Raw genomic sequence first — 12,965 nt, forward strand, 5'->3', positions numbered from 1 at the left:
CATTGCGGGTGCCGGCCGGTGCGAGCGCTCGTGTTGCTTGGCTATATGCGGCCCAATACGACCAAGATGACGACGATGACGACGATGAGCCCAAGCCCGCCGCTCGGCCCGTAACCCCACCCGCGGCTGTACGGCCAGGCCGGGAATGCGCCGATCAGCAGCAAGATGAGAATGACGAGCAAGATGGTGCCTAACATGTTGCCCTCCCTTTTCGTATGATTGAACGGGCGGCGCCAGCCGCTTCCGCCCAGAGCCGCAACATATATGCCGGGCAGGTTCTGAGGTGCGCGCGCCCTAGCCGCGGCGGGGGTTCGGCGTTCGTGCGCAGGGCATTGGCAGCGCCGGACGTTGGGCGACATTACAAACGCGATACGCCGAGACGACGTATCGCATCGTGCCGCCCCCTCCTACGGCCGCACCGCGCCGACCGCCATGGAGGGCGGCGCATGTGCAAATGCAAAGAGAGGTCAAGAGAGCCCCGCCGTTAATCGGCGAGTTCGAGATCCGCAATGACGGCCGCCAGAAAGCGAGCCGCTTCGCCGCCCGTGACGACGCGGTGATCGAACGTCAAGCTGAGCGGCAAGATCGCATGCACGGCCGGCTTTCCCTGGCACGCCACGACGGTATCGTGCACGCGCCCGGCGCCGAGTATGGCCACGGTGGGGGGCACGACGATGGGCGCCGCATATTTCCCTGCGATCATCCCGAAGTTGGACAGCGTGATCGTATTGCCGCGCATTTCCTCCGGCGGGATCTTGCGCGCCCTCACGTCCGCGCGCATCCGATCGAGGCCCGCGCGCAAGTCGGCCGCGTCGCGGTGCGCAACGTCGCGCAGCACGGGCACGAAGAGCCCGTCGGGCAGATCGACCGCAATGCCTACGTCGATTTTCGCCAGCACGCGCCGTCTCGCGCTGCGCCCGTCGAACCACGAATTGAGTCCGGGCTGCGCGCGACAGCCCGCCACGAGTGCGCGAATCAATCGCACCGTCACGTCGGCGCCGGGCCCCCAAGCATCGATGTCGGCATCGTCGATGACGGTGGCGGCCGCCACTTCGCTTTGCGCTTGCGCCATGTTTTGCGCCATCGCGCGCCGCACACCGCGCAGCGCCTCGGGCGGGCCCAGTTCGGCCAGCAGCTTCGCCGTTCGTTCGACGTCGCTCGAGGTCACGACCCCGTCCGGCCCGGTAGGCATGACCATCGTCACGTCGATGTCGAGCTTGCGGGCCAGCGCGCGCACGGCGGGCGTCGCCTTCACGGCCGTCGCGCCGACTCGCACGCCCGTGGGCGCGGCGAAGCTCGGCGCCGCTTCATGCACGACCTGTTCGCTCGTTTCCATCCGTCCGACGACGGTGCCGGTATCCGTCCGGCCCGCGTCCCCTTCGAACCCGACGAGCGCGGCGCCCAAATGGACGATGTCGCCTTTATTGCCGTACAGCTTCGCAATGCGTCCCGTCTGGGGCGACGGAATATCGACGATCGCCTTTGCCGTTTCGACCGATACGAGAGGTTGATCCGCGGTCACCGGATCGCCGGCCTTCACGTGCCATTCGACGATCTCCGCTTCTTGCAGGCCTTCGCCCAGATCGGGCAGCTTGAAGATGTTCATGTCGACGCCTCGAGCGTTTTTCTCACGGCGCTCACGATGCGCGTGACGCTCGGCATGTACTGTGCCTCCAGCCGGAACAGCGGGACGACGACGTCGTACCCCGTCACGCGCTCGATGGGCGCGAGCAGCGAATAAAGTCCACGCTCGGCGATCGCCGCCGCAATCTCCGCGCCGAGGCCGCAGGTGCGGGGCGCCTCGTGCACGATGACGCAACGGCCCGTCTTGGCGACGGAGGCCAAGATCGTGTCGATGTCGAGCGGCTTGAGCGTGGCCACGTCGATGACCTCGGCGGCGATACCGTCCGCGGCCAATTGATCGGCAGCCCTGAGCACTTCCTGAAGCATGGCGCCCCACGCGACGAGCGTGACGTCGCTGCCTTCACGCAACACGAAGCAGGTGTCGAGCGGCAGTGCCTCGCCGTTGTCCTCGACGCTTTGCTTGAACAAGCGATACAGGCGCGTCGGCTCGAGAAAGACCACCGGGTCAGGGTCGCGGATCGCCGCCAGCAGCAGTCCATAGGCGCGCGCGGGCGACGAAGGCATGACGACGCGCAGGCCCGGCATGTGCGCAAACAGCGCTTCGGGACTCTCCGAGTGGTGCTCGGGTGCATGAATGCCGGCACCGCACGGCGAGCGAATCACGAGCGGGCAACTGAGCCGGCCCCGCGTGCGATGCCGCAGGCGTGCCGCGTGGTTGAGCATTTGATCGACGATCGGATAGATGAAACCCGTGAACTGAATTTCGGCGATCGGATGAAGACCCATCGCCGCCATGCCGATCGCCGTTCCCGCGATCCCGGTTTCCGCGAGCGGCGTATCGAGCACGCGCTGCGCGCCGAAGCGCGCTTGCAAGCCCAGCGTCGCGCGAAACACACCGCCGTTCGCACCGATGTCTTCGCCTAGCAGCACGGCCGCCGGATCGTGCTCGAGCGCGTGCGCCAGCGCGAGATTGACGGCCTCGACGAGCGCGACGTCAGCCATGTCCGTGCTCCGTATCGTGGGCGTGATCGTCGTGGTTCGAGAAGTGCGTAGCGCTCTGCAATTGCTCGTTCATCGTCTGCGGAAGGGACGCATAGAGATGATCGAACATCGCGGAAACGTCGGGTTGCGGCACGGACAGGTAGGCCTGCACGGCCGCTTCGACTTTTCGTTGGCAGTCCCGGCCGAGATCGTCTTCTCGCGATTTGTCCCATATGCCGAGAGAAAGCAAGTATTTGCGTAGACGCACGATCGGTTCGGCAAGCCATGCCTGAGCGACGAGTTCGGGATCGCGATAGCGCGTCGCATCGTCGGCCGTCGTGTGATCGCCGAGGCGGTAGCTCAACGCTTCGATCAGCGTAGGGCCGTCGCCGCGCCGCGCCTTGGCCAGTGCGGCGAGCGCGGCCGCATGAACGGCTATGACGTCGTTGCCGTCGACCTGTTGCCCTTCGATCCCGGCCGCGATCGCTTTTTGCGCGAGCGTTTGCGCCGCCGTTTGGCGCGCGCGCGGCACTGAGATCGCCCACTGATTGTTGTTGACGACGATGACGAGCGGCGCCTGCCAGACCCCGGCCATGTTCATCGCTTCATAGAAGTCGCCTTTCGAGGTGCCGCCGTCACCGACGATCGCCACCGCCGCACGCGCTTCGCCGCGAAGGCGGAACGCGTAGGCGGCACCCGCGGCATGGCAAAGCTGCGTGCCGATCGGAACGCAATTCGGAAAATCATGCGGTGCCGCGCCGAAGCAACTGCCGCGCTCGTCGCCGCCCCAGTAGAGCAGGCTTTCCGTCATCGTGACGCCGCGCAGCAATTGCGCGGCGTGGTCGCGATAGGAGGGGAACAGGGCATCCTCGGGCCGCATGGCCGATGCGAGCCCCACACCGATCGCCTCTTGCCCGACCGAAGACGCAAAGGTGCCGAGCTTGCCCGTGCGCTGCAGTGCAACGGCCTTTGCATCGAACGCGCGCGTGAGCACCATCGCGCGATAGAACGCCGATAAGGTTTCCGCGTCTTCGGCGAAGGCGGGAAGCGGCTGTGTCGGTACGCCGTCAGCATCGAGAAATCGCGTGTACTCGATTCGAAAGCCGGCGACCGTCGTCATGATCGAATGTCCTGAATGAGCGCCGCCCAATCGGGCGCTATCTTTCTTCTCCCTCAAACGTTAGTACGTTTGCGACCGAAAACAAGACAGGGTCATCGCCATGCGCGGGCATCGATACGCACGCACGCGCGCACCGGCTGCTGTGCGCCCGGCATCATGCGTCGGCTGCCATGCCTTGCAAACGGGCGTTGCCGGCATCGCGCGCGGCGGCGCTCGTGGCGTAAGTTTCGTCCGATACGAGCGAGCGTTTGACTTCCCGAGCCGCGAAATCCACGAGCGTGAGGACCCATACGTAGCCGCCTTGATGCTCGGCGGTTTGAACGAACGCGGTGACATCGCCGTTGGCTGCTTCTTTCATCGCTTTCTCCCGACGAGGCCCGCGCGAGCGCGAACGACGCACGTGCGGCTAGGCGCGGCGCCCCGAGAATAAGTGGACGGCGGTCATTCCGCCGAGGAAAGCGCACGGCACGAAGGGCAGAGCGCCGGGCGCTCAATCGATTGTAGCCACGACGATGCAAAGCGCGAGCCGTTCTTTGAGGACCGGATCGAATGGAAGCGCGGCGGGGCTAGGCACGTTCGCACGCCTGCTACGGTGCGAGCAAATCCTACGCCTCGGGTGTCGATGAACTCGGAGGTACGCCGAGCAATTGCAGCGCCCCGCCGGCCACGGCCGCGAACACCGGGCCGGCGACGGCACCGCCGTAATAGGACCGGCTCGATGGGTCGTCGATCATCACGGCCACGATGAGGCGTGGTGCGTCGATGGGGGCGATGCCGACGAAGAGCGAGCGGTACTTGTTCTTCGCGTACCCCGTTCCGGCATGCTTCCAAGCGGTGCCTGTCTTGCCGCCCACGCGGTAGCCTTCGACACGGGCCGCGCCGCCCGTGCCGCCCGCGAGCGTGACGGCTTCCAGCATCGTGCGCAGCGCAGCCGCGCTCGATTCGGTCGTCACCCGTAGCGAGGCGGCATTGACCGGTGCCGCCGCGGCGGCATCGTCTTGCGCGATTAGCGCCACCGGCCGCAGCGTCCCGTCTCCGGCAAGCGCCGTGTAAGCTTGTGCGATCTGCAACAGCGACGTGGACAAGCCGTAGCCGTAGCCCATCGTCGCGTGCTCGACGGGGCGCCAGCGCTGCCACGGCCTCAGCTTTCCGGCGGCGACACCTGGAAACGGCAACGGCGGCGCAAGCCCGATGCCGTATTGGCGATAAGCCGTCCATAGCGTTTCCGGCGGCAGCGTCAAAGCGATTTTGGCGAGCGCGATGTTGCTCGACGTGGCGAGTGCCTGCGCCACGCTGACCGTGCCGTGGTTGGAGGTATCGTGGATCGTGTTCGGTCCGATTTTGTACCGGCCGGGCGCCGTCTCGATGAGCGTATCGGGATGGACTTTCCCGGCATCGAGTGCGGTGGCGATCGCGAGCGGCTTGATCGTCGAGCCCGGTTCGAACGTATCGACGACGGCGCGATTGCGCATCGTGCTTGCGGTGAGTCCGGCGCGAGCGTTCGGATCGAACGATGGCGCATTCGCCAGCGCAAGAATTTCGCCCGACGCCGCGTCGAGCACGACGACGCTGCCCGCCTGTGCGCGGTGGCGTTCGAGCGCCGCCTTCAGTTGGGCGAATGCGAGCTGTTGGATGCGCCGATCGATCGTGAGCCGCACGGTTTGTCCGTGATGCGCGGGCACGAGCGGGCGCAGATCCGAGACGATGCGTCCTAGCCGGTCGCGGATGACTTCGCGTTCGCCGGGTTCGCCGGTCAGCAATTGATCGGCTGCCAACTCGATCCCTTCTTGCCCAACGTCGTCTGCGTCGGTCAACCCGACGACATGCGCGGCCGATTCGCCTTCGGGATAGAAGCGCTTCGACGAAGGCACCTGGGTGATGCCTGCCAAGCCGAGATCGGCGATGCGTCCGGCAGCTTGCGCATCGACATGGCGTTTCAACAGGACATGACTGCGCCCCGAATCGAGCCGCTCGCGCAAGCGAGCGGGGGGCAGCGCGAGTGCGTTCGCCAGTTGTTCGATGGCTGAACGTTCCATCCGCTCGGGCTCGGCCCAGATCTCGTAGGTCGTCAGGCTCACCGCCAGCAAGGCACCGTGTCGATCGACGATGGGCCCGCGTTTGGCTTCGAGCGCCAGCATTTGCCTGTGCCGCTTTTCGCCCTGAGCGACGTGGAATTCGTGTTCGACGATTTGCACCCAGCCGGCGCGGGCAACCAATGCGGCGAACGCGAGCGTGATGACGGCCATGACGCACGATGACCGTTTCGGATGCCAGCGAGGGGCGATCAGATCGTCGTTCGCAAGCGAGCGAGACGAATACGGCGTGGTGCGTTTCCGGTTCGATGCGGGCATGGGGCGGCGCCGTGAGATGAAGCGCCAGAGGGCGCGGACGCCGTATTGTAATTAAATTGTAAGTTTGTCGAAACCCGCGCGATCGAATGCGGTGCCCGCAGCCGCTGCTGCGGGGCGTCTTCGCTGAAATGCGGGAGCGCGGCCGGCGCCGAGTACGGGCGTCGGCCGCGGCGGGTCGCACGAGTCATACGGCTCGTGCGCCTCCTATGCCGGCAGCGAGAATCCCGAGATCGCCTCGCGCAGCACGCCCGCCTGATCCTTCAGCGACTGCGCGGCCGCGGCCGCCTGCTCGACGAGCGCCGCGTTTTGCTGCGTCACTTTATCCATCTCGCCGACGGCGCGATTCACTTGCTCGATGCCCGCGCTCTGTTCGCGCGATGCGTGGCTGATTTCTTCGAGAATCTCATTGACGCGGCGCACCGATTGGACGATCTCACCCATCGTCGAACCGGCGTTCGAGACGAGGGCCGCGCCTTGGTCGACCGTATTCGTCGACGTTTCGATCAACGCTTTGATCTCCTTGGCCGCCGTGGCCGATCGTTGCGCCAGGCTGCGCACTTCCGAGGCGACGACGGCGAAGCCACGCCCTTGCTCGCCCGCGCGCGCCGCTTCCACCGCGGCATTGAGTGCCAGGATGTTGGTTTGGAAGGCGATGCCGTCGATGACGCCGATGATGTCGCCGATCTTTTGCGAGCTCGACGTGATCTCGTGCATCGTGCGCACGACGTCGTCCACGACGCTGCTGCCGCGCGTGGCGACGCCGGCTGCCTGCTCCGCGAGCTTCGCGGCTTGCGAGGCGCTTTCCGCATTCATCTTCACGTTCGTCGTCATTTCGTCCATGCTCGACGCCGTTTCGACGAGCGCGGCCGCCTGCTGCTCCGTGCGCTGCGACAGATCGGTATTGCCGGCCGCGATTTCGCTCGCACCGACGTTGATGTTCTCGGTGCCGGTGCGCACGCGCATGACGGCGTGCGCCAAGCCCGATTGCATCTGCGCGAGCACGGCCATGAGGCTCGAGTCGTCGCCATGCGTGACCGGAATGCGCGCGGTGAGATCGCCCTGGGCGATCCGGCGAGCCGTGTCGACTGCCACTTCGAGATCGCCGCCGAGCCCTCGGCGCACGCTGCGCAGCACGAGCACCATCGCCGCGGTCGCGACGATGCCGAGCGTGCCGATGATGATCACCCAGCGAATCAGATTCGAAATGAATGCCGCGTTGACGTCGTCCATGTACATGCCGGTGACGATGTCCCAATCCCACGGTGCGAACCGCAGGGCGTACGACAGCTTCGACACGGGGACTTCGCTGCCCGGCTTGGACCACAAGTAATGGACGAACCCGCCCTTGTCCTGCTGCGCTGCCTTGACGATGTCGAGGAACAGGTGATTGCCGGCCGGATCGGCAAAATTGGAGAGGTTCTTGCCGATGAGCTCAGGTTTGATCGGATGCATGAGCATGACGGCTTGCGAGTCGTTGATCGAGAAGTAGCCGTCTTTGCCGTAGCGCAGCACCGCAATGGCGGCCAGCGCTTGTTTCTTCGCGTCGTCCTCGCTCATCGCGTGTTGTTGCGACGCGTCGTAATAATGCTGGGCGACGCTGTTCGCTTGCTGCACGAGCGCTACGAGCTCGCCCTTACGATCGTCGATCATCGAAGTGCGGTTTTGCCAGACGCCGGCGATGCCGATCATGATGAGTCCAGCCCAGAGCACCGCGATCATCGAGCCAAGCTTTTTGTTGAGGGTCATTTTTCCCATTGCGTCGTCGCTCTCGAGAAGTCCTTCGGTCGGCGGCTTCGTATGACGAATGCTTTGGACAAAGCCGCATGTGACCGGTCTATCGACTCGTCGAATCGAGCGGCGCAGAGGGAGAAACCCTGATTGCGAATCGTTCGCCGCTGCACTGCCTGCCGTACATCGTTCATCGGCAGTCGTGCAATGAACCGCGAGGGAGGGCGCTTTATCGTTGCGATGGGTTCTTATCGGGCGGGCCTTCGGGACGTTGCGGTTCGTCGTTGTGATGGCCCGGTGCGGGCGGGATGACCGGCTCGCCCTCGGGATCGCGCGTGGGGTCGGCGACGGGGTCGGGAATCGGCGCGGTATGCATGCGAAAGTTCATGGTTTTGCGTATCCGTAACAAGTGGTGATCACATCGGAGACGGCGTCTAGACTCGTTACTTTTATACGCCATCCATGGGCGCGGCGGGCGCCATTTCTGCGCGCCGGCGAAGGCGGGGACGCGAGGCGCGGGGCGCAGGCGGCCGGCATCGGCCGTGCCGGGGGAAGAATCGAAAGGATCTCGGAGATCTACGGTTGACGATGGAGGTCCGCGTAGGTGTCCACATCGGCCAGCACCCCCGGATCGTCCACATCGATCGCGGTGACGTTGGCCGCTTCGAGTATGCGGCGCGCGCCGACGTCGCCATCTAGGGAAGACAGCGCTTCGCGGTGCATGGCGCCGAAGCCGACGGGATGGCCGCGCTGCCCGCGATAAACGGGCGCGACGATCGATGCGCCCGAATCGATGCGCCGTGCGATCTGCTCGATCGTCGCGGATGCGATCCACGGCATGTCGGCCAGTGCGATGATCCAACCTTCCGCCTCGTGCGTCGCGCGAATGCCGGCAGCCAAGCTCGCGCCCATGCCGCGCTCTGCGTCCGTGGAAAAGACGACGTCGCAGCCGGCGTCGTTCAGTGCGCGCGCCAGCGCCTCGGCGCCGGGGCGCACGACCGCGGTGACGTGCGGCAGGACCGCCAGCAACGCGCGTGCGGCGGCGCACGCGACCGGGGTGCCGTCGGGCAGCGGCGCCAAGAGCTTGTCTTGAACGCCCGTGGAATCGAAGCGTGTACCGCGTCCCGCCGCAAGCAGCAGCGCCGTGGTGGAAGAGGCGTAGGTCATGGCGGCAGCTTACACGACGGCCGGTTGCAGCAGCTTGTCGAGCGTGATGGGCAGGTCGCGCACCCGAACGCCGGTGGCATGATGGATGGCATTCGCGATCGCCGCGGGCACGCCCGTGATGCCGATTTCTCCGATGCCTCGCGCACCGAGTGCGTTGATGTAGGGATCGGGCACATCGAGCACGCTGACGTCGATCGTCCCGATGTCGGCGTTGACCGGTACGTGATATTCGGCCAGATTCGCGTTGACGAATCGGCCGTAGCGCGGATCGAGTTCGCTCGCTTCCTCGAGGGCCGCGCCCACACCCCAGACGATGCCGCCCATCAGTTGGCTTTTGCCGGTCTTCTCGTTGAGCAGCCGGCCCACATCGTAGACCGCGACGATGCGTGGGACGCGAATCGTCCCCAGCGCCGCATCGACGTGCACTTCGACGAACACGGCCCCGAACGAATGAAACGCGTATCGCTGCGCTTCGCTTCCGCGCTTGGCGGTGGCCTGCCCCTCGATCGGCCGGCCGCCGGCGCGGGCGATGATCGCTGCCGCGGGATCGCGGCGCGACGGATCGTGGCGCGCAACGACCCACCCGTCGGCAACGGTCGCGTCCGCCACCGCCATCCCGTGCAGCGGCGAGCCGGCATCCGCACAAGCCATTTCGATCAAGCGCGCACGCGCGGCACTCGCCGCTTCTCTGACCGCGGGCGCGACGCTCGCGACCGATTGCGATCCTCCGGAGACTGGTGCGTGCGGCAATGACGAATCGCCGAGCGCGAAGCTCACGCGCTCGAGCGGAAACCCGAGCGCATCGGCGGCGACTTGCGTCATGACGGTATAGGTGCCGGTGCCGAGGTCTTGCGTGCCCGATCCGACGACTGCGCTCCCGTCCGGCAAGATGCGAGCGAATGCGGCTGCCTCGCTTCGGTGAGCCGGGTACGTTGCGGTGGCCATGCCCATGCCGATCAGCGTAGAGCCGCTCAGCATCGATCGCGGCGCGTGCGTGCGCTTGGACCAGCCGAAGCGCTCGGCCCCGATTCGATAACATTCGCGCAGTTGCTTGCTCGACCAGGGCTTGCGCTCTTGCGGGTCGATCTCGGCATAATTCTTCAGCCTCAATGCGAGCGGGTCCATCTTCAATGTCGCGGCGAGTTCGTCCATCGCCGATTCGAGCGCGAACGAACCCGTCGTTTCGCCGGGGGCGCGCATGAAGGTCGGCGTGCCGACGTTCAACGGGACGAGCCGGTGCGTCGTTGCGAGATTCGGCACTTCGTAGAGCATGCGCGTCAAGACACCCGACGTTTCGGTCCAGTCTTCGAACGTCGACGTATTCGAATAGGTCTCGTGGCGCATCGCCGTGAGCGTGCCGTCCTGGCGCGCCGCCAGCACGAGATGCTGTTCGGTGTGGGGGCGGCCGCCGACGGAGCCGAACATCTGCGGCCGCGTCAAGGCGAGCCGAACGGGCCGGCCGACTTCCCGGGCGGCCATCGCGCAGAGCACGACGTGCGACCAGACCGAGCCCTTGCAACCGAAGCCGCCGCCGACGAACGGCGAGATGATGTGCACGTCGTCCTGCGGCATGCCTAGGAACGTCGCGACGGCCTTGCGGGCATTGCCTACGCCTTGGGTCGTGTCGTAGAGCGTCAGGCGAGGCCCTTCCCACGATGCCATGATCGCGTGAGGCTCCATCGGATTGTGATGCTCCATCGGCGTCGTATAGACAGCATCGATGCGTGCGCTTGCTTCGCGCAGGCCATGTTCGACGTTGCCGCGTTCCGTATCGGGCTTGCCGCCGATCATCGACGCCGGCGGATGGCCGTGCGTCTTCGCCGCGGCAAAATCGAGCGAGGCAGAGGCAGGCGCATACCCGACGCGCAACTGCGCGGCCGCATCGACCGCACGCTCGAGCGTATCGGCGACGACGACGGCGATGGGCTCGTTGTCGTATCGCACTTCATCGTCCTGCAGCAGCGAGAGCCGACGCTGTGCGGGCGGCGCGACTTCGGGGCGTCCGCCGTTCGGCAAGCGCGGCGCGTTGCGCGAGGTCATCACGAGCAGCACGCCTGGCATCGCATCGGCACGCGTCGTGTCGATCGAGGCGACACGCCCGCAAGCGATCGTGCTCGTGACGAGCACCGCATGCGCGAGCTGCGCGGCCGGAAATTCGGCGGCATAACGCGCGCCGCCGGTGACTTTGAGGACACCGTCCGTGCGATCGAGCGGTTGGCCGACTGTATTCATGCGGGCGCTCCCGTGACGCCGGCGCTTTCGCGTCCGGCGGCGACATTGACGCTGCGCACGATGGCGCGTTCGGCGAGCGTGACTTTGTAACGGTTGTCGCGCAACGGCCGAGCATCGTGCATCTGTGCCGCGGCGGCTTCATGCAATGCGGCGTCGCTGAGCGGCTGCCCGGCGAGCCTGTCTTCGGCAATGCTCGCGCGCCACGGCTTGTGCGCCACCCCGCCGAGCGCGATCCGTATGCCCTTGATCGTGTCCCCCTGCAACTCGAGCGCCGCGGCGACCGAGACGAGCGTGAACGCATAGCTCGCCCGGTCCCGCACCTTCAGGTAGCTCGTATGGGTGAACAGCGTCGAGGCGGGCAAATCGACCGAGGTGATGATCTCGCCGGGGTGCAATGTCGTATCGATATCGGGGCGATCGCCCGGCAGACGATGGAATTGCCCGATGGGGATGCCGCGGGCTCCGCCGGGTCCTCTCACTTGAACGGTGGCGTCGAGTGCGGCGAGGGCCACGCTCATGTCGGACGGGTTCACGGCGATGCAGGACTCGCTCGCGCCGAAGATGGCGTGCGTGCGATGGTAGCCGTCCAGCGCCGCGCATCCGCTGCCGGGCGCGCGTTTGTTGCAGGCCGAAAATGCCGTGTCGTAGAAGTACGGGCAACGGGTGCGCTGCATGAGGTTGCCGCCGACGGTCGCCATGTTGCGCAATTGCGCCGAGGCGCCGGCAACGAGCGCCTGCGTGAGCAGCGGATACCGCTCTCTGACGAGGGCATGATTGGCCGCGTCGCTGTTGCGCATCAGCGCGCCGATGCGAATGCCGCCGTCGGGCAGCGTCGTGACGGCATCGAGGCCGTCGTCGCTCAGATGCGTGATGTCGACGAGTTTGATCGGCCGCTCGATCCCGCCTTTCATTAAATCGAGCAGGTTCGTGCCGCCGCCGATGAACGCGACGCCGGGTTCGCGTGCCGCACGCAGCGCGCCCGCGATATCGGTTGCGCGTTCGTACGCGATTGCTTGCATGACTGCGCTCCTTTGGCTGTCAACCGCGTTCGTAGACGACGCGCACCGCCGCGACGATGTTCGGATAGGCGCCGCAGCGGCAGATATTGCCGCTCATCCGCTCGCGAATCTCATCCTGGGTCAGGTCCGGCGGCCGAGCGCGGACATCTTGCGTGACGGTGCTTGCGGTGCCCGCCTTGAATTCGTCGAGCAAGGCGGTGGCCGAACACAGCTGACCCGGCGTGCAGTAGCCGCATTGGAAAGCGTCGTGCTCGATGAACGCGCGCTGAATGGGGCTCAGCGTATCGTGCTGCGCCAGTCCTTCGACCGTCGTGACCGACTCTCCGTCGTGCATGACGGCCAGCGTCAAGCATGAATTGATCCGTCGGCCGCCCACGAGCACGGTGCATGCACCGCATTGCCCGCGATCGCAGCCCTTCTTCGTGCCGGTCAGGCCTGCATATTCGCGCAACGCATCGAGCAGCGTCACGCGCGGCTCCAACTGAAGGACGTGGGGGCGGCCGTTGATCGTGAGCCGCACGGGGCGAGCGGGCGGCGCCGGGCGCAAGGGCGGAAGCGAGGACGAGGGCTCGGTCATCGGGGATTCCTCGGCAGGCAAGGGCGGCGCCGCGCCGATCGTTGCAGCCGCGGCGGCGGATTGCAGAAAACGGCGCCGAGCGAGATTCGGCGCGTGCGGAACATCGTTGGGAGCGTCGGGCTTGGACATGACGATGAACGGAGCTCCGTAAAGGCGGCAGTCTGCGGGCGGCAGCCGGCGGCAATCGAATGCGATTCAATTCATCA

Annotated in this window: 12 protein-coding genes; all 12 read right to left on the bottom strand. The window is 66.0% G+C overall.

Translation table 11 applies throughout. The features are described from left to right. Positions 1-41: 41 nt before the first annotated feature. The 12 genes from ACTHNZ_RS13640 to ACTHNZ_RS13695 all read right to left on the bottom strand — a co-directional run bounded on the left by ACTHNZ_RS13640 (position 42) and on the right by ACTHNZ_RS13695 (position 12,888). The gene (locus tag ACTHNZ_RS13640; protein WP_440543031.1) at positions 42-197 is read right to left on the bottom strand and encodes a DUF3309 family protein; all 156 of its coding nucleotides are present in this window, start codon (positions 195-197) and stop codon (positions 42-44) included. A gap of 287 nt (positions 198-484) precedes the next feature. Continuing rightward, entirely contained in the window at positions 485-1,606 is a 1,122-nt protein-coding gene (locus ACTHNZ_RS13645; protein ID WP_440543032.1) for a dihydrolipoamide acetyltransferase family protein, read from the bottom strand. Then, positions 1,603-2,586, bottom strand: coding sequence for an alpha-ketoacid dehydrogenase subunit beta (locus ACTHNZ_RS13650; protein WP_440543033.1), 984 nt, complete (start codon positions 2,584-2,586; stop codon positions 1,603-1,605). The genes ACTHNZ_RS13645 and ACTHNZ_RS13650 overlap by 4 nt, the downstream gene beginning before the upstream one ends. Beyond that, positions 2,579-3,685 carry a pyruvate dehydrogenase (acetyl-transferring) E1 component subunit alpha gene (gene pdhA, locus ACTHNZ_RS13655; RefSeq protein ID WP_440543034.1) on the bottom strand — a complete coding sequence of 369 codons (1,107 nt, stop codon included), beginning with the start codon at positions 3,683-3,685 and terminating at the stop codon, positions 2,579-2,581. The genes ACTHNZ_RS13650 and pdhA overlap by 8 nt, the downstream gene beginning before the upstream one ends. A 154-nt stretch (positions 3,686-3,839) precedes the next feature. Beyond that, positions 3,840-4,043: a hypothetical protein gene (locus ACTHNZ_RS13660; RefSeq protein WP_440543035.1), complete on the bottom strand. Its 204-nt coding sequence runs from the start codon at positions 4,041-4,043 to the stop codon at positions 3,840-3,842. Positions 4,044-4,290: 247 nt separating this feature from the next. Beyond that, entirely contained in the window at positions 4,291-6,036 is a 1,746-nt protein-coding gene (locus tag ACTHNZ_RS13665) for a peptidoglycan D,D-transpeptidase FtsI family protein (RefSeq protein WP_440543036.1), read from the bottom strand. A 204-nt stretch (positions 6,037-6,240) separates the two neighbouring features. Next, entirely contained in the window at positions 6,241-7,782 is a 1,542-nt protein-coding gene (locus tag ACTHNZ_RS13670; protein WP_440543037.1) for a methyl-accepting chemotaxis protein, read from the bottom strand. 211 nt (positions 7,783-7,993) lie between these two features. Then, entirely contained in the window at positions 7,994-8,152 is a 159-nt protein-coding gene (locus ACTHNZ_RS13675; protein ID WP_440543038.1) for a hypothetical protein, read from the bottom strand. Positions 8,153-8,340: 188 nt separating this feature from the next. Then, the gene (locus ACTHNZ_RS13680) at positions 8,341-8,931 is read right to left on the bottom strand and encodes a nucleotidyltransferase family protein (protein ID WP_440543039.1); all 591 of its coding nucleotides are present in this window, start codon (positions 8,929-8,931) and stop codon (positions 8,341-8,343) included. Positions 8,932-8,940: 9 nt separating this feature from the next. After that, entirely contained in the window at positions 8,941-11,163 is a 2,223-nt protein-coding gene (locus ACTHNZ_RS13685) for a xanthine dehydrogenase family protein molybdopterin-binding subunit (RefSeq protein ID WP_440543040.1), read from the bottom strand. After that, positions 11,160-12,182 carry an FAD binding domain-containing protein gene (locus tag ACTHNZ_RS13690; protein WP_440543041.1) on the bottom strand — a complete coding sequence of 341 codons (1,023 nt, stop codon included), beginning with the start codon at positions 12,180-12,182 and terminating at the stop codon, positions 11,160-11,162. Before ACTHNZ_RS13690 ends, ACTHNZ_RS13685 begins: the two co-directional genes overlap by 4 nt. Positions 12,183-12,201: 19 nt before the next feature. After that, a complete protein-coding gene (locus ACTHNZ_RS13695; RefSeq protein ID WP_440543042.1) occupies positions 12,202-12,888 on the bottom strand; it encodes a 2Fe-2S iron-sulfur cluster-binding protein in 687 nt (228 codons plus the stop codon). Between the last annotated feature and the right edge of the window lie 77 nt (positions 12,889-12,965).

The organism is Trinickia sp., from assembly GCF_051953955.1.
Classification (GTDB): Bacteria; Pseudomonadota; Gammaproteobacteria; order Burkholderiales; family Burkholderiaceae; genus Trinickia.